The following is a 21909-nucleotide window of genomic DNA, read 5'->3' on the forward strand; positions in this document are numbered from 1 at the left end:
TTTTCAAAGAATACTTAATAAAAAAGGGAACCTCTTGGTTCCCTTTTTTATTGCTTGTTTTGAATAATTCGTTCGTTTTCGAGAGTGATCTTACCCTCTTTAAACAGCATTCCCAGCGTTCTTTTAAAGACCTTCTTACTTACTCCAAATTCGCGATAGATAATGTCTGCATCTGACTTGTCTCCGAATGGAAGCGTGCCGTTGTTTTCTTCAAGACGCTTTAGTATGGCTTGTCCAAGGTCTTCAACCTCATTCTTCTCGGGTGAGTGAAGTGTAATATCCAACTTGCCATCGGGGCGAACCTCCTTGATGTAGGCATCTAACCTGTCGCCAATTTCGATAGGCTTAAACACCTCGTTTTTGAATAGCAATCCCCAATATTCGTTATCAACTACGACCTTGTAGCCTAAGTTGGTGGTTTCGGCTATAACAACCTCTACCTCGTCTCCCGACTTGTAGCTGCTGCCTTGATCCTTGATAAATTTGTTGAGCTTAGTTGTGGCTACAATACGCCCGCTTTTATCATCAACGTATATCCATACAACTACATTTTGTCCAACAGAAAGTCGAACTCGTTGTTCGGAGTTGGGAACTAGTAAGTCCTTGTCGAGACCCCAGTCGAGAAATCCTCCTGCAGAACCGTTGGCTACGACTTTTAGCGTGGCAACTTGGTTGACACATGCATATGGAATTTGGGTTGTTGCAATAGGACGACCTTCGTTATCGTGGTACAAAAACACGCGTATGCTGTCGCCGTCCTTGATGTCTTCGGGGAGAAATTTAGTTGGCATGAGTATTTCTTCATTGCCATCAGTCAAATATGCTCCAAAGTTGAGCAACTTGGACACCCTTAGCCTATTAAACTGTCCAATTCTTATCATTCCTTTAAATTTTGTTCAAAGTTACATAAAACCAATGACTTTTTAATGTCTTGACTGGCGGTGCCTGGAGATAGGCTTATTGCAGTTGCCTTCAACGGTGATTCCTCGATGAGTAGCGCAATTTTTTGCATTTGTCTTGATGATCGTTTGGCGTGTGTGTAAACATTGGTAAAACAGCATTGTATGGATTATCATGAGTTGTTTGCGTATGTAGGACTAGCTGGGGTGGGGCCGAATTTAAATAAGTTTAGACGAAGTCTTTGCCGCTACTGGTTCAGGGTAGGAAAATGATATGCTATCTTGCAGCATAATTCGAAAGAGAATGATATGTCTGTTGTGCAACCGAGAGTTTCTTTTGTTTGCACATGGATGGGAGGACAAGAAATATTATTTAGGAACCATGAACAAAACTGACGAAGTAATACAGAAGTATTACAATCCATTTGAATACGCTTCCCCTTTTAGAAATGGGGCGGAACCTGAGTCGATTAGGGAACGTTACGAGCGAATACCAACAGCAATATATCCAACTGCAAGTGAAGCCGTAAAAATAGTTGCTCAAGAGGTTGCAGACCTGATTAAGAGTAGAGCTCAAAAGGGTGAGATGTGCGTACTTGGACTTGCTACAGGATCGTCGCCAATTCCTTTTTATAAGGAGCTTGTTCGAATGCATAAGGAAGAGGGGCTGTCGTTTAAGAATGTAGTGACTTTTAACTTGGATGAGTACTATCCAATGGAGCCAACCGCAAAGCAGAGCTACGTTCGTTTTATGAACGAGAACCTGTTCGATCATATCGATATCCTTCCTGAAAATGTCAATATTCCTGATGGAACGCTTCCTGTAGATAAGGCTACGGATTTTTGTAAGGGATACGATGCCAAGATTGACAGCTGCGGAGGCTTAGATATTCAAATCCTCGGGATTGGCCGTACAGGTCATATTGGCTTCAACGAGCCTGGTTCGCTGCTCAACTCGCCAACCCGCATGGTTTCGCTCGATCCGCTGACTCGCTTTGATGCGGCTTCCGATTTTGGAGGTGAGGAGAATGTGCCTCGAAAGGCAATCACAATGGGGGTTGCTTCCATCATGAAGGCAAAAAAGATTGTTCTTTTTGCTTGGGGCGATGCTAAGGCTGAGATAATAAAGAAGGCTGTTGAAGGTCCTGTTTCGGAACAGATTCCTACTACCTTCCTTCAGCTGCATCAAAATGTCAATATCCTTTGCGATTTTGGTGCTGCAATGGAGCTTACCCGCGTAAAGCATCCTTGGTTAGTGGGCTCGTGTACCTGGCATCCTCGTTTGATTCGTAAGGCTGTAGTTTGGCTATGCCAAGAGCTGGGAAAGCCAATTCTGAAGCTTACCGATGCAGACTACAGGGAGCATGGCTTGAGCGAGCTGCTTGAGGAGTACGGCTACGCTAGCACCGTAAACATTAAGGTATTTAACGACCTTCAGCATACCATTTCGGGATGGCCCGGCGGAAAACCTAACTCGGATGATGCAACTCGTCCAGAGCGTGCGCTACCTTTCCCTAAGAAGGTGGTGATCTTCTCGCCTCACCCCGACGATGATGTTATCTCGATGGGAGGAACATTCTCGCGATTAATTAATCAGGGACACGATGTGCACGTTGCCTACCACGTATCGGGCAACATTGCGGTATTTGACGATTACGCACTGCGCTTCCTCGATTTCTTGAGGGATGTACAGCACATCTACGATATTAAGGATTTTGATGCCAACTCGGTTTACACCAATGCGCAGTCGATTATTGCCACGAAGAAGCCGGGCGATGCCGATCCTGATGCGCTTAAGAGGCTGAAAGGTGCCATTAGAAGGGGAGAGGCTCGTGCGGCTTGCCGCTACCTTGGGCTCGACGAGGAGCATGTGCATTTCATGGATCTTCCATTCTACGAAACCGGAAAGGTGAAGAAGTCTCCAAAAACTCAGGCGGATGTTGATATCGTAAAGAACCTGCTTCAGGAGCTTCAGCCCCACCAGATTTATGCAGCAGGCGATTTGGCCGACCCTCACGGAACACATAGGGTGTGTATTGAGACGGTGATTGAGGCCTGCAAGCAGCTGAAGCACGAGGCTTGGTTTAAGGATTGCCGCATCTGGCTATACCGTGGTGCTTGGATGGAGTGGGATTTGGATATGGTTGACATGGCCGTTCCGTTGAGCCCCGAAGAGGTGAAGATTAAGCGCCTAGCTATCTATCGCCACCAATCGCAGAAGGATATGGTGCCATTCCCAGGCAAGGACCCTCGCGAGTTCTGGCAGCGCTCGGAAGATAGAAACCATGCTACCGCCGAGCTTTACGATAAGCTTGGAATGGCGGAGTATCAGGCAATAGAGTGCTTTGTGAGGTACGACCATTTTATCTAGCAGAATATAGAGTTCGAATGTGTGATACGTAAGGGAGTTTTCTTGGCGCTTAGACGCTCAGAAAGCTCCCTTTCTTTTTGTAGGTACCCCAGCTTCGCGATTAAGGGGGAGCTCGGGAGGCTGGTGCAAGATGCTCGTTGAGGGGGAGAGGTTGGCCCAAGGCGGGCAACTTCGGCCGTATAACTCGGAATGAACCCCTGCGTTTTTTCCATCACCCCCCGTACAACCCCTTCCATTAGGTCCGGAACCTAAACGAATACGTTCAAGATCGATGCGTTTAGGTCCATCGACGACCCGTTTAGGTCAAACGACGATGCGTTTAGGTCCATTGACGATGTGTTTGGGTCAAACGACGATCCGTTTAGGTCAATCGACGGTTCGTTTGGGTTAATCGACGATATTTTTCAGTTCCGAACCTAAAAGGAACAGTCCCGGACCCAAACGAACCATTCCGGAACCGAAACGATGGGTCTCGGAACCTAAACGGCGCGATGGTAGACCTAAACGATTCGGTAAATCGGCGAAAGACTTCGCCTTCGGACCTATTGATCGGGTCCAAGCACCCCAAGTGTGCGCTGCCGCACCCCAACCAACCGCTACAGGACCAAAATATCGAGGCTCCGCGACTAGCGCATCGGTGGCGCCAGCAGGGGGCGGGGGTGTTTTGGGCATAAATCGGCAGGTTAGTAGCGGGTAATTGCTATTTTTGCAGCAAATAAAAGTAGGCATGCATCTATCAACACATCCTCGTCAGGTACTTAAGTTTTGTCCAAAGTGTGGTTCAAACCATTTTGCACCGCAAAACGACAATTCGCTTCAGTGCGAAGCTTGCGGCTTCCGCTTATACTACAACGCGGCATCGTCGGTGGCGGCAATCATACTGGACGATGAGGGGCGGCTGCTGCTAACCCGTAGGGCGATTGACCCGTGCAAGGGCACGCTCGACCTTCCTGGCGGATTTGTGAGCGTCGACGAGTCGTCGGAGGAGGCGCTTGCCCGGGAAATTAAGGAGGAGCTGGGCGCCGAGGTTTTGGAGTATCGGTACGTCAGGAGCTACCCCAACAGGTACGAGTATAGCGGGCTTACCGTTTTTACCAACGATGCCGCCTTTATGTGTACCCTCCGCGACTACTCCGTAATAAAGCCTGCCGACGATGTTTGTGGGGTTGAGTGGTTCTACCTTCAGGATGTTAAGCTAGAGGATATTGGGATCAAGTCTATCCGGACGATGGTTCGCGATTTTATAGAGCAGCTTTAGCCTCCTTTTTGACGATTTGATGAGGCTGGTGCTTCGGAAGCGGAGCGCAGCCCAATTCTCATCAACGCTGGCAATGGCTATTTCCTTGTAGCCGATCTCGTGTAGCGGCTCCCAGCCAACCTCCCTGCTGATGGAGGACTGAATCTTGGAGCTCTTCTTGGGGAAGATCATCCAGAGCAGGCCGTCGAAGTTCAGCTCGTAGATGTAGGGGATGCTGCTCAGCAGCGCATCCTCGTTGGTGACGAAGCAGAGGGTAAAGTCGGCCTCATTCCCAGAGGCGATGTATCCATTTTCCTGAAGGTACTCCTCGAGCTCCTCGAATTCTGGAGGGGTGTTAAGTATTCGCCCCACCATGCCCTCCTTGATCTTCATCTTTTTTAGCAGGTTGCCGTTCATCGTAAAACAGGTTAAGGGTGCATTGGTAGCGCAAATATATGGTGGGGGAGGCGAGGATATCAACCGTCGAGGCCGGGCAAGCGCGATAAAGTTTGCTACTGCCCTTAGAATTAAAACAATTAAACTGTATGGCCCCGGCGAATGCTTTCCGAATTATTAACTTTGAGCCATTACAAACCTCGTACTTTTCAGTACATGACCATAGAAAAACTCATTCTGGTAGAAGGCGTTGATACCGTAGAGCTCTACGGGCCTGCCAACAGCTACTACAACAAGATAATTGGCTATTTCCCCAAAATAAAGGTCGTGGCCCGCGGCAACAGCATCAAAGTTTTTGGTGAAGAGATGGAGATCGAGCGCTTTGAGGATAAGCTGATGACGCTCATCGACGTCTACTCCAAGTACCAGCGCATCAACGAAACCCTAATCGAGCAGATTTTTGAGGATCAGGAGCTGGGTATTGCCGAAACCATCGACGGTGACGTGCTGGTGTACGGCAACAACGGCCGGATGATTAAGGCGCGAACCATCAACCAAAAGCGGCTGGTGGACCTTTACGACAAGAACGACCTGCTCTTTGCCGTTGGCCCTGCTGGTTCGGGCAAAACCTACACGGCCATTGCCCTGGCGGTTCGGGCGCTCAAGAACAAGGAGGTGAAGCGCATCATCCTTACCCGTCCGGCGGTAGAGGCCGGCGAGAAGCTGGGCTTCCTCCCCGGGGATATGAAGGAGAAGCTCGACCCCTACCTGCAGCCGCTCTACGATGCCCTCAACGATATGATCCCCCAGCGAAAGCTCACCACCTACATGGAGGATGGCACGGTGCAGATTGCCCCGCTGGCCTACATGCGCGGTAGAACGCTCGATAACGCCTTCGTGATTCTCGACGAGGCGCAGAACACCACCTTCACCCAGCTCAAGATGTTCCTCACCCGCATGGGGCGCAACGCCAAGTTCATCGTAACGGGCGACATCACCCAGGTGGACCTCCCCCGCAAGTCGGATTCGGGGCTTGCCCGTGGCATCAAAATCCTGAAATCAGTAAAGAATATTGGCGTAATCGAGTTCGATACGCGCGACATCGTTCGGCATCCTTTAGTAAAGTACATCGTCAATGCCTTCGAGGCCGAGATCGAGCACGAGGAGGAGCAGCGCCGCCTGAGAAGGGAGGAGGAGCGCGGTGAAAGCTAAGTCGATAAGAATTACCAAGATCTTCAGCTTCGATAGCGCCCACCAGCTGGAGGACTACGCGGGCAAGTGCCGCCAGCTGCACGGCCACACCTACAAGCTGGAGGTTACCGTTAAGGGCGAGATGGGCGAGAGCGGCATGGTGTTCGACTTTTCCATCCTCAAGAAGGTGGTTACCGAAAGGGTGATCAGCCAGCTCGACCACAAGTACCTGAACGAGGTGTTCGACTTTAACCCTACCAGCGAAAACATGGTGGTGTGGATCTTCGAGCAGATCGACGGCTGCTTCGAGGGGCAGCCCTGCGTCCTGGAGGCCGTGAAACTCTGGGAGACGGCGACCAGCTACGCCGAGCTGAGGCGCAGCGATGTTGAAATTTAATCTATAACAGCATAGAAATGGCAAAAGCACTTGTTACTACCGATTTTACCTTTCCAGCGCAAACCAGCGTGTATAAGGGCAAGGTTCGCGATGTGTACACCATCAACGACGAGTATATGGTGATGGTGGTGTCCGACCGTATCTCGGCGTTCGATGTAGTCCTACCTAAGGGAATTCCCTTTAAGGGGCAGGTCCTAAACCAGATTGCGGCGAAGTTTTTGGATGCCACTTCGGATATCGTCCCCAACTGGAAGGTGGCTACGCCCGATCCAATGGTTACCGTTGGCATCAAGTGCGAGACTTATCCTGTTGAGATGATCGTTCGCGGGTACCTCTGCGGTAGCGCCTGGCGCGACTACAAGGCCGGCGATAGAATGCTTTGCGGCATAGAGCTACCCGAGGGTATGGTGGAGAACCAGAAGTTTCCTGAACCGCTGGTAACGCCTACCACTAAGGCCGAAATCGGCGAGCACGACGCCAACATCTCGAAGGCGGAGATTATCGCCAAGGGGTTGGTGTCGAAGGAGGAGTACGAGCAGCTCGAGCAGTACGCCATTGCCATTTTTAACCGCGGTACCGAGATTGCCGCTCAGCGTGGCCTTATCCTGGTGGATACCAAGTACGAGTTCGGCAAGAAGGATGGCCAAATCTACCTGATCGACGAGGTGCATACCCCTGATTCATCGCGCTACTTCTACGCCGAAGGCTATCAGGAGCGCTTCGAGAAGGGTGAGCCCCAGAAGCAGCTCTCCAAGGAGTTCGTCCGCGAGTGGCTGATGGAGCACGGGTTCATGGGCAAGGCCGGGCAGCAGGTGCCCGAGATGACCGATGCGTTTGTGGCTTCGGTATCGGAGAGGTACATCGAGCTATACGAAAATATTGTGGGCGAACCCTTCGTTAAGGGAACCGACGAAGAGGGGCTGGAAAGCCGTATCGAGGGTAACGTAAACAACTTCCTGAAGAGGCTGCTGTAGTACCCGCCCGCCGTAAAAAATAAAAGCCGCATTCCCTGCGGCTTTTATTTTTATAAGACTACTTTTTCATTGTTAGGTTAATGTGCTAAATGTGTCCTGTCATATAACTGGGTTTCTTCGCGTGCAAAGATATACACGAAAATGATATTTTATAGTAATACATCTTATTTAGCTCGATATTTTTAGAAATTGACGTTCGCGGATTGTAGCAGGCTGCTGGAAAGCGGCTTTAGGCCTACCGATAGGCGCTGGAGCGCCTGTAGCGTTGCCGCTTGTACCGGTAGGGTGTAGGCGAGGAGGACGGCTGCTGGGCAGGAGCAAGCTAACGTTTCGGCTTTTTGGGGTGGGGTTACCGTAAATTTTAAGGGGCAAAAACGCCTGACGTTAGGTCTCCGCAAACCTGCGCTGCTCTACTATTCGAAAGTTTAGGACTCAACATTTTTGCGGCGCCCTGCCTACTGAGTAGATAGTCTTCTGCAAACTTGCGCCAGCCTACCTACTGAGTAGATAACCTCCCGCAAACTTGCGCTGCCCTGCCTACTGAGTAGTTAGCCTTCCGCAAACTTGATGAGCCCTTCCTACTGAGTAGATAACCTTCAGCAAACTTGCTGAGCCCTTCCTACTGAGTAGATAGCCTTCCACAAACTTGCGCAGCCCTACCTACTGAGTAGATAGCCTTCTGCAAACTTGCGCAGCCCTGTCTACTGAGTAGTTAGCCTCCCGCAAATTTGCGCTGCCCTACCTACTCAGTAGGTAGCCTTCTGCAAACCTACGGCACCCCGAATGCTAGAAGAGCTGCAGCAGGATATCCTCCGAAATCTTGCTGAGGGGGTTGTTGGAGTTGACGAAGATGTCGGCCAGCTCCGACTTCTGCCGCTGCAGGTCCATGATGCGCTCCTCGATGGAGTCGGTGGTGATGAAGCGGTAGGCGAAGACCTTATTCTCCTGCCCAATGCGGTGCGATCGGCTGATGGCCTGGTTTTCGGCGGCGGGGTTCCACCAGGGGTCGATGATGAAGACGTAGTCGGCCTCGGTGAGGTTGAGCCCCACGCCGCCCGCCTTTAGCGAGATCAGGAATACCTTAACGGCCTCCTTCCGTTTGAACTCGTCCACCACCTGCTGGCGGTTGGTGGTGCTCCCGGTGAGCATGTTGTACTCGATGCCGGCATCGTCCAGGTAGTTGGCCACCAGGTTCAGGTGCTGCACGAACGAGGAGAATACGAGCACCTTGTGGCCCTCGTTGATCACGCTTTCGATGTTGCGGGTGATCTCCTCGAACTTGCCCGACTCGTTGTAGCCCTCGAATCCGGCCAGCGCGGGGTGGTTGGCCAGCTGGCGCAGCTTGGTGAGCAGCTGCAGGAACACGAAGCGCGAGCGCTTGTGGTTACCCTCCTTCAGCTCGGCCAGCATCCGTTCGCGGGCCAGGCGCTTCTCCTCCTCGTAGAGGTCGCGCTGCTGGTCGGTCATCTCGCAGAAAATCTCCAGCTCGGTAACCGCGGGCAGCTCTGCGGCCACCTTCTCCTTCGTGCGGCGAAGGATGAAGGGCTCGATGAGGTTTTTCAGCTTCTCCTGGCGGCCCTGGTGGTTGTACTTCTCGATGGGGATAACGTACTGCTCCTTAAAGAGCGACAGGTTGCCCAGCAGCCCCTTATTCAGGAAGTTCATCTGCGCCCACAGGTCGGTGAGTCCGTTCTCGATGGGCGTGCCCGAAAGCGATAGCCGGTACATCGATTTTACCTGCATGCAGGCCTTGTAGGTGGCCGAGTCGGGGTTTTTTATCGTCTGGCTTTCGTCGAGGATCAGGTAGAAGAACTTGAACTTGGCGATCATGTCGATGTCGTTGCGAATCGTTCCGTAGGTGGTGATCACCACATCGTAGGGCGCAAATGCCGATGGGCTCTTGGCCCTCGACGACCCCGTATGCTCGTATATTTTGATGGCTGGGGCAAACTTGCGCAGCTCGTTGCGCCAGTTGTGCACCAGCGAGGTGGGCAGCACGATCAGGCTCACCGGATGGCTGGTGGTGGTGGGCTCCTCGTTGGCGACCTCTATGGCGCTAAACAGGTCGAGCGGCACGGCCGGCTTTACCGATGCCTCGCGCTCGTAGGTAAAGCTGTCCTTGCAGTGCTGGAGTAGCGATATGGTTTGGAGCGTCTTTCCCAAACCCATATCGTCGGCAAGGCAGCCGCCAAAGCCGTTCATGTGGAGGTACTTTAGCCAGGCCACACCCAGCTTCTGGTAGTCGCGCAGGGTGGCGTTCACCCCCTTCACCGTATTGGCCGACTGCACCAGGTTCGACTCGGAGTACTGCTTCAGCGATTCTATCTCCGATGGATCGATACCTTCAAGTCCTTCTACTAGCGAGAAGTGCTGCTTCTGGAGGTGCAGGTAGCCGTCAGTCTCCCTCCCGAACACCAGCAGCTGGCGGTGCTCCCTAAACCAGTGCTGGGGGATGATGGCCTGCCGGCCGCTATCCAAGTCTACCAGCTTTTGGCCCTTAATTACGCATTTCCGAATCTGATGGAGCGATACAAAGTCGCTCCCAAAGCGAATTCCACCCTTTACGATGAAGCCCGAAGCATCGCTTTGCGCCATGAGTAGCGAGGTGCAGCTGCCGAGGTGCAGCTGCGGCCCATCGATCTTCTGCCCAACCTGGATGCCTAAGTCGGCGAGCGCTTGCGCATGCTCGTTGAGCCACTCCACAGTTTTGTACATCGAGTGCTCGGGCTCCATCTCCTCGTTTTTTGGGATGATGTAGGAGGCGCCGGTGTAGTGCATCAGCCCAATGCCGCTCAGCTTCTTCTCGATGCGGGATTCCGTTTTGCTATCCCGCTCGTACTTGGTAAACACGAAGCGCTTTTGGTCGGCGCGGAAGGTTACCAGCGGCTCGGTTTTCGAGCCCGAGTAGAAGTCGCGGTTCTCGTAGCTGAACTTGAGCGAGAGGGTTGCCCGTCCGTCGAGCCCCTTCTCCAGCGTCAGCACCGGCTTAGCGGTAACCTTCGGCTCCACGATATCAAACCCGCTTGCCCTTACCACCTGGCTCTTGATGGCGTTGAGCACGAACGACTCCATGTACTTGCGCACGGTGGCTGTGCCGATGGTGATAAACGGCTTGGTGAAGAACGGCGTCAGCTTCTTGCTGTCGATGCCCTCGAAGCGGTAGAGGGTGCTGTTTACCAGGATCAGCGCGGGCGTGTTGGCAATCGCCTCCACGTGCTGGCTGGTAAGTGAGATGCTCCTGTCGCCAGCCTGCGCGTCAATATGGTACTTTAGCCCATCCACCGAAAGGGCAAAGTTGAAGATGGGGGTTGCCACGTGGGGCTCCACCGCTATCCGGTTATCCTCGTAAACGTTGTTGTACTTCTTATCCTTAACGTAAAGGTTGATCTTCTGGTTCGCGGCCAGCAGGTTGGCCACCTTGCCCATCCGCAGCTCGATGTAGGGGCGGATATGCTCGTCGAACTTGGCCACCTCCATCTTTTCGATAAACTCCTTGGTGTTTTGCGTCTTGGCAAACTTGTTGGCTAGGACCTTTTCGGAGTACTCGTTGCAAAGCTTCAGGATCTCCTGCTCCGTGCTGTTTAGATCGAAGTTTTCGGGCTTCTTGCCGTGCAGGTTCTCGGCGATGGTGTATATCTTATCCGCAATGGTCTTTACAAGAATAGGGGTGAAGATGTTCCCCAAAACTCTATGGTGAGTGAGGACAACAATGAAGCCATTGGAGGAATCGGTGTTTAGTGGTGACATTTCTTGGTACTCCTTTAAGCAGGCAAACATACGGAAAAAACCAAATGCGGATTGCTCGCTCTTTTGGCGCTGGGCGTGGTTTTAGCATTTATTTGCGGTAACCATTGGTAACCCTTCCATATTCGGCTATACTTTTATAGTTTTGTAGCTCTCTACATTTATGCGTAATATGAGATACTTTTTTACATTTTTGTTGATTAATGCCTTCTTGATCAACGCTCCGGTAGCTGGGCAAACCGATTCGGCTCAGGTTAAGGTTGTGAAGGATAAGGTTAAGATTTCTGGTAAGCTCTACTATATCCACACCGTTAGGACGGGCGAAACGCTCTACAACATTGCCCGAGCCTATCAGATTGCGCAGGAGGCCATCCTCGAGAGCAACCCCGAACTCAGCCAGGGGGTAAAGGTTGGCAACACCATCAAGATTCCGGTGGTGCAGGATCTGAAGAACCCCAACAAGAATAAGGGAACCTTTCACATCGTAAAGAAGGGCGAAACGCTCTACAGCATCGCCAAGGAGTACAGCATTCCTACCGAAAGGCTTGCCGAGATCAACCAGCTGATGGATTTCAACGTAAAGGAAAACCAAAGCCTGTTCATCTCCACGGATAGGGATGCCATAAAGCAGCATAAGAAGGAGCTAATTGCCTCTCTCAACGAAACGCAGGTGGCAGCCGCCTCGCCGGTGAAGCTGGTAAGCCACGAGGTGCTTCCCAAGGAGACGTTGACCTCTATCTCCAAGAAGTACGGCATCACCATTGACGAGTTGGTGGGCAACAACCCATTCCTTAAAGCCGAAGGGCTGAAGGTGGGGCAGGTGCTGGCTATCCCAACAAAGCAGGACAAGGGTGTGGCGGCAGCGCAAAGCGTACCCGAAAAATCGGCGGTCAGCAAGGAGCCCTATGCGTATAAATCGACTACCGTTTTTAATGTGGTGATGATGCTGCCCTTTGGTGGTGCCCATGTGGGGCTGGATTCGCTGGGTAAAGGCGCCGCCTCTCGCCGATTCGATGATATGATGCAGTACTACGAGGGCACATTAGTTGCCATAGACTCGCTCAAGAATAAGGGGGTGTCGGTAAACCTCACCGTGATCGACACCAAATCGGACAAGGATCCCAGCGCAGTTGCTCAGGCGCTAAAGAATCCAGCCCTAAAGGAGGCGAACCTAATTATTGGTCCAGTGTATCCCGAAGCCATTCCAACGATAGCCAAGTACGCCCAAAGCCATCGAATTCCAATGGTATCGCCGCTAGCCAACACCGAACCGTTAGTCAAGAATAACGATTACCTGATCCAAATTGCATCAGAAGCGGATGTGCTAGCCAAGCTATCGGTTGAGTATGCCAAAAAGGGTGAAGGCAAAACCATTCTTGTTGTGCCTTCGGATGGCTCGGATGCTAAGCTGGTAAAAGAATTTAAAGCCATGCTAAAGGAGAAGTTGCCCGAACTGAGCTACCGTCAGGGAAATAATGCCGCTTCGCAGCGTGAGGCGCTGAGAGGTAAACTGGCTGAGGGGAAGAAAACCCGCTTTGTGGTGCTTTCGAACAACGAGGTGTTTGTGCTCGACTTCCTTCAAAACCTAACCACGGCCTCTAAGGGGTACGATGTGGAGGTTTTAGGAACGCAAAAGTGGCTTAAGTTTAACAGCATTGATATTGCCTACCTGCACGGATCGAACGTGCAGATGTACGTGCAGAACTACGTAGACTATAATCAGGAAAGTGCCAAATCGTTTGTTCGCAGCTTTAGGAACTACTACAAGGCCGATCCGAACAACTACGCCTTCCGTGGGTTCGATGTTGCCTACTTCTTTATAGATGCGATGAGGAAGCTTGGTCCCGATTTCGTCGACAGCCTTCCTAAGCTCAGCAGCAAGAACGTTCATACCCCATTCCGATTCGTAAAAGAGGGAGACGGGGGATATATGAATACCGATGCCGCCCTAATAAAGCATGTCGAAGGGTATAAGGTGGTAAGGTTGAAGTAGCCAATTCGTAGCACTAGAATATTTGCCCGAGCCGATTACCAACAGCTCGGGCTCTTTGTCTTACGGCATTTGCTGCCGGGGAGGAGATTTTATTCCGTCGATGGTGCAAGTTTACTACAATGATGATGTCTAACGCTAACCCTATACCTGGGAGCGCTGCGCGCTGCTGCCGAGGTTTGGGGTGCTTTGGCTGTGAATTTTTTAATGTTAATACTAAATAGAAGGAATCGTTTTGAATCGAATTAAAGATTTTACGAAAGGTCCAATTATGTCTCCGCTGGTAAAGCTGGCGCTTCCTATTATGGGAACCTCCTTTATCCAGATGACATACACCATGGTGGATATTGCCTGGCTAGGGCGCTTGGGTAGCGCTGCCGTGGCAGCAGCTGGTGCCGCCAGCTTTTTTGTATGGCTGGGCAACGCCCTTGCGCTAAACACCAAAATTGGGGCAGAGGTAGGCGTATCGCAGTCAATTGGGGCAGGGTTAATTGATAAGGCGCGCACGTTTGCATCAACCAGCCTAACGGTAGCGCTTGCGCTTGCGCTGGTTTACGGGGTGTTTCTTTTTACTGCCGCCCCCTCGCTTATAGGCTTCTTTGGGCTAAGCGCACCGATTACGCATGAAGGGGTAACCTTCCTGCGCATCATCGCCTTTAGCGCTCCGTTTATCCTGCTCAACGCAACCTTTACGAGCATCTACAACGCTACGGGGCAGAGCAAGGTGCCGTTCTTCATCAACCTAATCGGGCTTTTTACGAATATGGCGCTCGACCCATTCCTGATTTTTGGGATTGGGTTCCCTAAGATGGGGGTAGCGGGGGCTGCTCTGGCAACTACGCTATCGCAGGGGGTGGTAACCTTCATCTTTATCTATGAGATTACGGGTCCACGCAGGCTGTTTAAGCACTTCAGAATACTGGTTATGCCGCAGTGGTACTTCGTGAAGATGGTGCTGAAGCGTGGCTTCCCGGCGAGCTTGCAGAACTCGCTCTTTGCCTTCTTCTCGATGAACCTGGCGCGAATTGCCGCCGAGTGGGGCTATCTGGGGGTTACGGCGCAAAGCGTGGGCGCGCAGATTGAGGCTATCTCGTGGAATACCGCACAGGGGTTCTCCACGGCGTTGAGCGCCTTTGTGGGGCAGAACTACGGCGCTAAGATGCATGGGCGTATACGGCATGCCTACTTCAACACCATGGGGGTAATGGCGATTTGGGGAGCGCTGATCGGAGGGCTCTTCATCTTCTTCGGCGGCGAGATCTTCGGGCTCTTTGTTCCAGAGCCGGAAGCTATCAAGGAGGGAGCCATCTACCTACGAATTCTCGGCTTCTCGCAGCTGCTAATGGTGTTCGAGATTACCTCTTCGGGGGCCTTTACCGGTATTGGACGAACGCTACCCCCTTCCATCTTAGGGATAACGCTAACGGGGGCGCGTATTCCGCTGGCGCTGGCGCTAACGGCTACCTCGCTGCAGCTCTCGGGGGTGTGGTGGGCGATATCCATATCGAGCATCTGCAAGGGAATTCTGCTACCGATCATGTTTATCTACGTGCTGCATCGGCTTAGGCTGCTGAGCCAGAAAGGCGAGTAGCAGGGTGGATACGAAGGAATTTAACTTAACCTAATTCCTTCAATACACCGATACGCATGCAATGCGTCTCTACTCCTGCAACGCTGATTCTGGCTGGTAGAGACGCGATGCTCGCGTCTCGGAATAAACATAAAAAATGCATTTTACCCCAATATTTACTGATAAAACCTACAATCAACGCTGGGTAAATCCTAAAAAGCAAAATCCTTGGGGTGATACGCTATCGTCATGCGTAATTTGTTACTTAATTTGGATGAACCATTTAAACCCCAGGGATATCGCTTTTAATTTTCGAGGTTGCCTTGATTAGAAGTTAAACGAAGTTAGATGAAGATAGACGAAGTTAAAAGAAGGGCTTACGCTCAACTATTGCCATATTATAATCGAAAACATGGGGTTCTAAGGCTGGCGCAAGCCATTCTTTTAACTCCATGTAGCTTCGTCTAACTTCAGTTATTTTAAAAGCGAAATCCCTGATTTAAACCCTTATAAGATGAGCTTTCTGGAATTGGTAAAGCAACGGAGCTCCGTTCGCGCTTTCTCGGGGAGGGCGGTAGAACCCGAAAAGCTGGAGTACGTGCTCGAGTGCGCCCGTTTGGCGCCATCGGCGGTAAACTATCAGCCTTGGCGATTCTTTGTTGCCAGCGCCGCCGAGGCAAGGCAGGTGCTGCAGCGGTGCTACAACCGCGAGTGGTTTACATCGGCACCGCTCTACATCCTAGCTTGTGGCGATGCCAGCCAATCGTGGAAGCGGGGGAACGACGGGAAGGATCATATGGATATCGATGTGGCCATTGCCGTGGAGCATATCTGTCTTGCCGCTGCCGAGCAGGGGCTGGGCACCTGCTGGGTGTGCAACTTCGATGCTGCGCTGTGCCAGCAGGAGCTGAAGCTGCCCGAAAACCTTATCCCAGTTGCCATAATTCCGCTGGGGTATCCCGCAGGTACCGCTGAGAAAAAGGGCAGCCGGAAGAGTATGGTGGATATCGTGGAGCAGTTGTAGCTCGGCAAATACAGATACAACAATAGCCAAAGAGGACGATCCTTTTTGGCTATTGCTGTTTTATGTCCCCCTTCAAGTTGCAAATAAAGTCGCGCATGCGCTCGTAGTGCGTACCCTCCCAGTAGATGTTGCCGCAGCCGCTGCACTGGTAGAATTGGCTGTAGCACCTCCTGGTTAGCGGCTCAAGCCGATCGAGGATGCTCGCTTTGGGTACCTCCGCGAGCATGCCGTTGCAGCGGATGCACCGGCAAAAGGGATTGATCTGGCGGTAGAGGTCGAAGCGGCCCATAACCTCCCGTACCTGCTCCTGTGGCTTTTGGCTGCGCACCCAGTAGCCGTGCGTTACCGCCTTTGCCATGAGCAGCCCCACGTCGCGGGTGAGGATGATGCGGCGCTCGGCAACCGCAAGGCGGACGATCTCCGCATCGCTGTAGTCGTTGCGGTAAAGGGTGTCGAAGCCGAGCATCCGCAGGTATCTGGCCAGCTTGCCTAGGTGTACATCTAGGATGAGCTTGGTGTGGCGCAGCGGCTTTTCGCGTAGGCGGGTGATGCCTGAGATGTCCAGCGTTTCGAAGGTGGGGTACACCGATACGTAGTCGCCATGCTGAAGCCGGTAGGCAAAATCGGCCGACTGCCCGTTTACCAGAATCAGATCCACCTCCACATGCGGTACGCCAAGGGCCTCTACGGCATCCTTTACCGATGGGCTGCCGTTGAAGGAATAGGCAAACGCCACCTTCACCTTCGCGGACGGAAGGAAGTCGTTCAGTTCCTCGTAGAATCGGAATGTGGCCTGCTTGCGGTACATGGGGCCTCGTTTTTCCTACTAAAGGTAGGGCACGCGCATGGCAAAGCTGCTAGAATTAGGAGATTTTAGAGCTTCTCGATGGGTAATAAGCCGCTTCGACTGGGTTGTGCAACGTATCCGGAGTGGTTATATAACGTATCCGAGGCGGTTCGGGACGTATCCGTTGGGGTTGTATAACGTGTCGGGAGTGGTTGTGCAACGTATCCGACGGGGTTCAGGACCGGGTCGTTGGGGTTCAGAACCGGGTCGGCGCGTCGATGGACGTATCCGTCGGGGTTATGCAACGTATCCGGAGTGGTTGTATAACGTATCCGAGGCGGTTCGGGACGTATCCGTTGGGGTTGTACAACGTATCTGGAGTGGTTGTGCAACGTATCCGACGGGGTTCAGGACCGGGTCGGCGCGTCGATGGACGTATCCGTTGGGGTTATGCAACGTATCCGGAGTGGTTGTATAACGTATCTGAGGCGGTTCGGAACGTGTCCGTTGGGGTTGTACAACGTATCTGGAGTGGTTGTGCAACGTATCCGACGGGGTTCAGGACCGGGTCGGCGCGTCGATGGACGTATCCGTTGGGGTTATGCAACGTATCCAGAGTGGTTGTATAACGTATCTGAGGCGGTTCGGAACGTATCCGTTGGGGTTGTATAACGTATCTGGAGTGGTTGTATAACGTATCCGACGGGGTTATGCAACGTATCCGTTGAGGTTCGGAACTGGGTCGATGGGGTTGTGCAGGGGGCGGCCTACTCTTAGTTAGTGCTTAGAACTGTTATATTCTGATTTGGGCTATTTACACCGCCACTCCGTCGCTGTAATTTGTACGAGGATTCTTTACCGACTACTAAAATCATAGAATATGAAGAAAGGAGCGTTGCTTGTTGTGCTGCTCATCGGGTCCTTGGGTATTTCGTGTACAGCGATGACGGTTGCTTCTCCGCCACAGCCCTACGAGAGCATTTCGCAGAACCAGTTTTACGACGATTTAGCGCCCTACGGCCGATGGATTCAGCTCAACCACTACGGGCTGGTGTGGCAGCCCTTGGATTTATCCTACGGCTGGCGTCCCTACTCCGATGGCTACTGGGTGTATACCGACTACGGATGGACCTACGAGTCGGACGCTCCCTATGGCTGGGCGGTATACCACTACGGGCGTTGGGCCTTCGACAATAGCTTTGGATGGGTTTGGGTGCCCGGCTACGAATGGGGCCCTGCGTGGGTCGCTTGGAGGTATGGCGATGGCTACGTAGGCTGGGCGCCGCTGGCACCGGAGGTTCGCTGGTCGATTCAGGGAGGCTTTGGTGGGGTAAACATCGAAGTGGGCATAGGCAGCTTTGCCTGGTGCTTTGTTAACGAGCGGCACTTCTGCGATAGGCATATCCGGGGCTACCTCGAGGTGCCAGCCCGTAATGTTACCATCATCCGAAACTCCCGAAATGTGACACATTACCATACTGATAACAACCGAATCATGAATGGCAGCATTTCGCGCGAGGATGCCGAGCGGTTTACCCGCCAGCGGGTGGAGCGGTACCGGGTTTCGGAGGCTCGCTCGCGTGGCGAGGCCGGTTTCTCGCCTAGGAATGATGAGCTGCGCATCTACCAGCCCCGCGTTCAGCAGCCACCTTCGAGGGGTGATGCTCGGAGGTCGATTCCTAACGGACGGGAGGTTAACCCAGCTCAGTCGCGGGTAGTCCGAGAAACTCCCGAACAAACGCGGCAGCGGCATAGCGAGGAGGCAAAGCAGTTCAACTCCCAGGCCGAGAACCAGCGGAGGACGCTCGATAACGTCCATCAGGAGCAGTTAAGCCAGCCAAAGGCGAAGGAGGAGCGTCAGCCCATTATCCGCCAGCAGCGAACCGAGGTGAAAACGTTCAACAAGGATCGTTCTAGGGAGACAAAGGTTTTAGACCAGCGGCAGCAGAGGGAGAATCGGGAGGTTCGCCAGCAGCCTCGCGAGGAGAAGCCGCAGCGGAAGGAGCGGTAAGCTGATATGGGCTGTAGAGCCGCACGGCCGTGCGGCTTTACTTTTTTAGAATTTCAGCGTCAGCTGTATGCCATCCTTGCCCTCCTCCTCGGCGTTGGAGATGGAGAGGCCCAGCAGGCGCACCTTGGTATCGTCGAGATAGGTTTGCAGCAGCAGCTCCTTGGCGTACTTGTGTATGTTGTCGAAGCTGGTAAACCACCCGTTGATGGTTTTGCTGCGCGTAATCTGTTCGAAGTTATGGAACTTCACCTTTAGGGTGATGGTCTTCCCCTTAAAGTTGGCCTCCTTAACGCGCTCGAACACCTCCTGCTCAATCTTGTAGAGCTCGGCAATGCGCTCGAACTTGGTGGTGAGGTCCTTCTCGAAGGTGGTTTCGGCGCCCACCGACTTGCGGATGTGCGAGCCCTTCACCTCGCGCTCGTCGATGGCGCGGGCCATGCTGTAGAAGAAGAGGCCGCTCTTGCCGAAGAGGCGGGTTAGCTCGTGCAGCTCGCGCTCCTTAAGATCCTTGCCCGTATGGATGCCGTAGCGGTGCATCTTATCGGCCGTTACCTTGCCGATGCCGTAGAACTTCTCGATGGGTAGCCTCTCTACGAATGCCTCCGCCTCCTCGGGGCGCACCACGGTAATGCCGTTGGGCTTATTCATGTCCGAGGCAATCTTTGCCAGAAACTTGTTGAACGATACCCCAGCCGAAGCCGTTAGCCCGGTCTCCTCCAGTATTCTTTTTTTTATGAGCTTGGCGATATCGGTGGCCGAGGTCTGCTGCACCAGGTTCTGGGTAACGTCGAGGAAGGCCTCGTCGATGGAGAGCGGCTCTATCTTATCGGTAAACTCGCGGAAGATGGTCATGATCTGGTGCGATACCGCCTCGTACACGTCGAAGTGGGGAGGGACGAAGATTAGGTCGGGGCAGAGGCGCTTGGCCACCACGCTGCTCATGGCCGAGTGGACGCCAAACTTGCGCGCCTCGTAGCTGCAGGTGGCCACCACCCCGCGCTCCGATGCGCTGCCTACGGCAATAGCCTTGCCCTGCAGCTCGGGGGTGTCGCGCTGCTCGATGGAGGCAAAAAAGGCATCCATGTCGATGTGGATTATCTTACGCTGGGTGGTCATGCTGTTGCAGTATCAGGTATCAAGACACAAGATTTAAGACGCAAGACGAAAAGAGTTGGGGAAATCGTAGAGTCCTTTGTGCCATCCTTGGTGATCTTTGTGGTAAATATCCGTGTAGATTGGTTCCATCAGTATAATCAGCGCTCTAATCCTCCCTCGGCAATGTGGTCGATAATGGCGAAGCAGGCATCCTTTAGGGCCTCGGAGGCGGCGTGGAGGTTCTCCAGGAACTCCTCCTGGGTGGTCTTCTCGGAGTCCATCAGGTCGGTAATCGACTTAACGCTGAAGAAGGGAATGCCGTGGAGCGAGGCGACCCAGGCAAGGGCTGCGGCCTCCATGTCCTTTACCTCTCCGCCTAGCTGGGTGATGGTTTGCTCGTCGATAGGGGGCATGTCCAGCGAGTTCCCGGTGGTGACGATCCCCTGCTTGTAGCCCAGCGCCGCAGCCAAGGTGGTGGTGTCGAACGATGGGTAGAGGCCAGCGCCGTAGGTGTCCCATCCAGGGATGGGGATGCGGCGGTCGTGGAATACGAAGTGCTGGTGGCTGAGGTATACGTCGCCGATGCGCGAGCCGTTGCGGGCAAAGGCCCCGGCTGTTCCAGCGTTGATGATTAGGTCGGGGGTAAACCGCTCGATGGCCACCTGCGCGGCCAGCGTTGCGGGTTGGGTTCCCACCAAATCGACCTTGTGCTGTGGGTCTTGGCCGTTTACCACCACCAGCATGTCGATGTTCCTGTAGCGGCCGGTGTAGGCAAGGGGCGGCAGCTTGCCGAAGTAGCCGTCCTGCGGTACTAGGTTGAAGTGCTGGATTAAAGGTTTTGCCTCGGCGGGCATGGCAACCAGCAGGCAGAGCTTCGATACGTTCATCTTGTCGCTTAATTCTATGAATCATCAAAAATAGCAAGGAAAAGTTAACTCTGCATCTTGCATATTAAAATTAAGGTGGACATCTTTAGAACCATAAATGATTAAGGGAATAATGAGAAAGGTTGTTGTTATCTTACTAGTGGGAGGGATGGCTGTATCGTGCGTAACCACCACTAAGGTTTATAGGAATCCGAACTACAAGATGAGTAAGAAGGATACCGTCTACATCGAAAAATCAAGGAGCTCGTACATCTACTCCGACGCTCAGCTGCAGAACGAGGGCAGCATTGTTACGGCGGTGCCGGACAAGCAGGTGGCCTCGCTGTACCGGGTAGATAGCTCGCTCTACAAGGAGCTGAAGGCGCTTCGCTACAGGCCGATGATCGTGGAAAAGGGTTGGTCGAACCCCAAGAAGGGGCTGGTGATCTCCTACAAGGACTACTGGGTGAACGAGAAGGATCCGGCCTTCTTCCGCTTCTGGCTAAAGGGGATGTCGCTGAAGGACTCGGCGGTAACAATGGTGTACGAGGGCGCTCCAATCCCCTCCACCGATACTAAGCCATCGCCCGAGAAGGAGATCAAGCGCTCGATCCTGGAGCTCATCACCCCGGGCATGGAGCAGGAACCCGATGAAAACGACTTCTACCTTACGGAGGATGAGACCATGCTCCCCAAGTCGAAGTACTACGCGGCGGTAAGCTACGGTACGGCAAAGATGTTCGGCAACAGCTACAACAACGTTCTTCCTTCGGAGAAGGACTACAAGGAGAGCCTCACCAAGGGTACCGCCCTATCGGGCGAGCTCGGCTACTTCTTTACGCCCTTCTACGGGGCTGGGGTGTCGGTATCGAGCTTTACGTCGGCGAAGAAGTCGGCAACCATTACCAGCGAAGATCCGAACACGGCCCCCCGCCACCTGTCCGATCAGATTCACATCCTATACGTTGGCCCCGCATTCTATGCCCGTAACCTGATGTTCAAGGGGCGCTTCTCGTCCATCCTGTCGGTTTCGGGGGGGTACCTCAAGTATACCGACGACCAGAAGGTGTTTACCTCCGATACCTTCGAGACCGGCGTTTCGAACAGCATCTCGGCTAGCGGTCTGGGGGCGAAGCTTGGGCTGAGCTTGGAGTATAAGGTGCACCAGTATGTTGGGGTTGGCCTTAACGGCGGGCTGGCGCTTGGCCGCCTGGAGGTAACCGACAAGATGGCTCCTTCGGATGAGCAAACCCAGAAGCTGTGGATGAACCACTTTACGCTGGGCTTCGGCGTGAGGTTCTACTACTAGAGGAGTTAAACGAAGCTAGACGAAGATAGATGAAGGCTGGTAGAGCCG

The 21909-nt window shown here is 53.0% G+C and carries 16 protein-coding genes; 10 read left to right on the forward strand and 6 right to left on the reverse strand.

Features of this window, described 5'->3' with window-relative positions:
• Window positions 1-47: 47 nt before the first annotated feature.
• Window positions 48-881 (reverse strand): S1-like domain-containing RNA-binding protein, encoded by an 834-nt coding sequence (locus tag ACHZA1_RS14315; protein WP_320052543.1) that lies wholly within the window; start codon window positions 879-881, stop codon window positions 48-50.
• A gap of 400 nt (window positions 882-1281) precedes the next feature.
• On the opposite strand from ACHZA1_RS14315, the gene nagB reads away from it, so the two are divergent.
• Together nagB and ACHZA1_RS14325 are read left to right on the forward strand one after the other, a co-directional pair.
• Window positions 1282-3270, forward strand: coding sequence for a glucosamine-6-phosphate deaminase (nagB, locus tag ACHZA1_RS14320; protein WP_320052544.1), 1989 nt, complete (start codon window positions 1282-1284; stop codon window positions 3268-3270).
• Window positions 3271-3997: 727 nt separating this feature from the next.
• Window positions 3998-4528: an NUDIX domain-containing protein gene (locus ACHZA1_RS14325; protein ID WP_320052545.1), complete on the forward strand. Its 531-nt coding sequence runs from the start codon at window positions 3998-4000 to the stop codon at window positions 4526-4528.
• Here the strand turns inward: ACHZA1_RS14325 and ACHZA1_RS14330 are convergent.
• The gene (locus tag ACHZA1_RS14330) at window positions 4466-4924 is read right to left on the reverse strand and encodes a hypothetical protein (protein ID WP_320052546.1); all 459 of its coding nucleotides are present in this window, start codon (window positions 4922-4924) and stop codon (window positions 4466-4468) included. The two genes, ACHZA1_RS14325 and ACHZA1_RS14330, sit on opposite strands and share 63 nt — an antisense overlap.
• A gap of 195 nt (window positions 4925-5119) precedes the next feature.
• Here ACHZA1_RS14330 and ACHZA1_RS14335 point away from each other — a divergent pair, with 195 nt between their 5' ends.
• From ACHZA1_RS14335 to ACHZA1_RS14345, 3 genes are read left to right on the forward strand one after another with little or no spacing between them, the layout of a single operon-like run.
• The gene (locus ACHZA1_RS14335; RefSeq protein ID WP_320052547.1) at window positions 5120-6115 is read left to right on the forward strand and encodes a PhoH family protein; all 996 of its coding nucleotides are present in this window, start codon (window positions 5120-5122) and stop codon (window positions 6113-6115) included.
• Window positions 6105-6491 carry a 6-carboxytetrahydropterin synthase QueD gene (queD, locus tag ACHZA1_RS14340; protein WP_320052548.1) on the forward strand — a complete coding sequence of 129 codons (387 nt, stop codon included), beginning with the start codon at window positions 6105-6107 and terminating at the stop codon, window positions 6489-6491. The genes ACHZA1_RS14335 and queD overlap by 11 nt, the downstream gene beginning before the upstream one ends.
• A gap of 17 nt (window positions 6492-6508) precedes the next feature.
• The gene (locus ACHZA1_RS14345) at window positions 6509-7465 is read left to right on the forward strand and encodes a phosphoribosylaminoimidazolesuccinocarboxamide synthase (protein ID WP_320052549.1); all 957 of its coding nucleotides are present in this window, start codon (window positions 6509-6511) and stop codon (window positions 7463-7465) included.
• Between the two features lie 786 nt (window positions 7466-8251).
• On the opposite strand, the gene ACHZA1_RS14350 is transcribed toward ACHZA1_RS14345, so the two are convergent.
• Entirely contained in the window at window positions 8252-11212 is a 2961-nt protein-coding gene (locus ACHZA1_RS14350) for a DEAD/DEAH box helicase (RefSeq protein ID WP_320052550.1), read from the reverse strand.
• Between the two features lie 169 nt (window positions 11213-11381).
• Between ACHZA1_RS14350 and ACHZA1_RS14355 the strand changes: the two genes are divergently transcribed.
• The 3 genes from ACHZA1_RS14355 (at window position 11382) to ACHZA1_RS14365 (ending at window position 15793) form a co-directional block, all read left to right on the forward strand.
• The gene (locus ACHZA1_RS14355; protein WP_320052551.1) at window positions 11382-13202 is read left to right on the forward strand and encodes a LysM peptidoglycan-binding domain-containing protein; all 1821 of its coding nucleotides are present in this window, start codon (window positions 11382-11384) and stop codon (window positions 13200-13202) included.
• Between the two features lie 232 nt (window positions 13203-13434).
• The gene (locus tag ACHZA1_RS14360) at window positions 13435-14790 is read left to right on the forward strand and encodes an MATE family efflux transporter (protein ID WP_320052552.1); all 1356 of its coding nucleotides are present in this window, start codon (window positions 13435-13437) and stop codon (window positions 14788-14790) included.
• 493 nt (window positions 14791-15283) lie between these two features.
• Window positions 15284-15793, forward strand: a complete 510-nt coding sequence (locus tag ACHZA1_RS14365; RefSeq protein WP_320052553.1) for a nitroreductase family protein — start codon at window positions 15284-15286, stop codon at window positions 15791-15793.
• A gap of 49 nt (window positions 15794-15842) precedes the next feature.
• Here the strand turns inward: ACHZA1_RS14365 and ACHZA1_RS14370 are convergent, their stop codons facing one another.
• The gene (locus ACHZA1_RS14370) at window positions 15843-16601 is read right to left on the reverse strand and encodes a Mut7-C RNAse domain-containing protein (protein WP_320052554.1); all 759 of its coding nucleotides are present in this window, start codon (window positions 16599-16601) and stop codon (window positions 15843-15845) included.
• Between the two features lie 859 nt (window positions 16602-17460).
• On the opposite strand from ACHZA1_RS14370, the gene ACHZA1_RS14375 reads away from it, so the two are divergent.
• Window positions 17461-18591 carry a DUF6600 domain-containing protein gene (locus tag ACHZA1_RS14375; protein WP_320052555.1) on the forward strand — a complete coding sequence of 377 codons (1131 nt, stop codon included), beginning with the start codon at window positions 17461-17463 and terminating at the stop codon, window positions 18589-18591.
• 45 nt (window positions 18592-18636) lie between these two features.
• Here the strand turns inward: ACHZA1_RS14375 and dinB are convergent, their stop codons facing one another.
• Both dinB and ACHZA1_RS14385 read right to left on the reverse strand, forming a co-directional pair.
• Window positions 18637-19707: a DNA polymerase IV gene (gene dinB / locus ACHZA1_RS14380; protein WP_320052556.1), complete on the reverse strand. Its 1071-nt coding sequence runs from the start codon at window positions 19705-19707 to the stop codon at window positions 18637-18639.
• A gap of 137 nt (window positions 19708-19844) precedes the next feature.
• Complete coding sequence (locus ACHZA1_RS14385; RefSeq protein ID WP_320052557.1) at window positions 19845-20573, reverse strand: hypothetical protein; 729 nt, start codon at window positions 20571-20573, stop codon at window positions 19845-19847.
• Between the two features lie 112 nt (window positions 20574-20685).
• On the opposite strand from ACHZA1_RS14385, the gene ACHZA1_RS14390 reads away from it, so the two are divergent.
• A complete protein-coding gene (locus ACHZA1_RS14390; RefSeq protein WP_320052558.1) occupies window positions 20686-21861 on the forward strand; it encodes a hypothetical protein in 1176 nt (391 codons plus the stop codon).
• Window positions 21862-21909 lie beyond the last annotated feature (48 nt).

Source organism: uncultured Acetobacteroides sp. (assembly GCF_963667355.2).
Taxonomy (GTDB): Bacteria; Bacteroidota; Bacteroidia; order Bacteroidales; family ZOR0009; genus Acetobacteroides.

Excerpts from the sequence above, each read along its gene's own strand:
- ACHZA1_RS14315 (WP_320052543.1), bottom strand. The coding sequence starts at position 881 with ATGATAAGAATTGGACAGTTTAATAGGCTAAGGGTGTCCAAGTTGCTC.
- nagB (WP_320052544.1), top strand. The coding sequence starts at position 1,282 with ATGAACAAAACTGACGAAGTAATACAGAAGTATTACAATCCATTTGAA.
- ACHZA1_RS14325 (WP_320052545.1), top strand. The coding sequence starts at position 3,998 with ATGCATCTATCAACACATCCTCGTCAGGTACTTAAGTTTTGTCCAAAG.
- ACHZA1_RS14330 (WP_320052546.1), bottom strand. The coding sequence starts at position 4,924 with ATGAACGGCAACCTGCTAAAAAAGATGAAGATCAAGGAGGGCATGGTG.
- ACHZA1_RS14335 (WP_320052547.1), top strand. The coding sequence starts at position 5,120 with ATGACCATAGAAAAACTCATTCTGGTAGAAGGCGTTGATACCGTAGAG.
- ACHZA1_RS14345 (WP_320052549.1), top strand. The coding sequence starts at position 6,509 with ATGGCAAAAGCACTTGTTACTACCGATTTTACCTTTCCAGCGCAAACC.
- ACHZA1_RS14350 (WP_320052550.1), bottom strand. The coding sequence starts at position 11,212 with ATGTCACCACTAAACACCGATTCCTCCAATGGCTTCATTGTTGTCCTC.
- ACHZA1_RS14355 (WP_320052551.1), top strand. The coding sequence starts at position 11,382 with ATGAGATACTTTTTTACATTTTTGTTGATTAATGCCTTCTTGATCAAC.
- ACHZA1_RS14365 (WP_320052553.1), top strand. The coding sequence starts at position 15,284 with ATGAGCTTTCTGGAATTGGTAAAGCAACGGAGCTCCGTTCGCGCTTTC.
- ACHZA1_RS14370 (WP_320052554.1), bottom strand. The coding sequence starts at position 16,601 with ATGTACCGCAAGCAGGCCACATTCCGATTCTACGAGGAACTGAACGAC.
- ACHZA1_RS14375 (WP_320052555.1), top strand. The coding sequence starts at position 17,461 with ATGAAGAAAGGAGCGTTGCTTGTTGTGCTGCTCATCGGGTCCTTGGGT.
- dinB (WP_320052556.1), bottom strand. The coding sequence starts at position 19,707 with ATGACCACCCAGCGTAAGATAATCCACATCGACATGGATGCCTTTTTT.
- ACHZA1_RS14385 (WP_320052557.1), bottom strand. The coding sequence starts at position 20,573 with ATGAACGTATCGAAGCTCTGCCTGCTGGTTGCCATGCCCGCCGAGGCA.
- ACHZA1_RS14390 (WP_320052558.1), top strand. The coding sequence starts at position 20,686 with ATGAGAAAGGTTGTTGTTATCTTACTAGTGGGAGGGATGGCTGTATCG.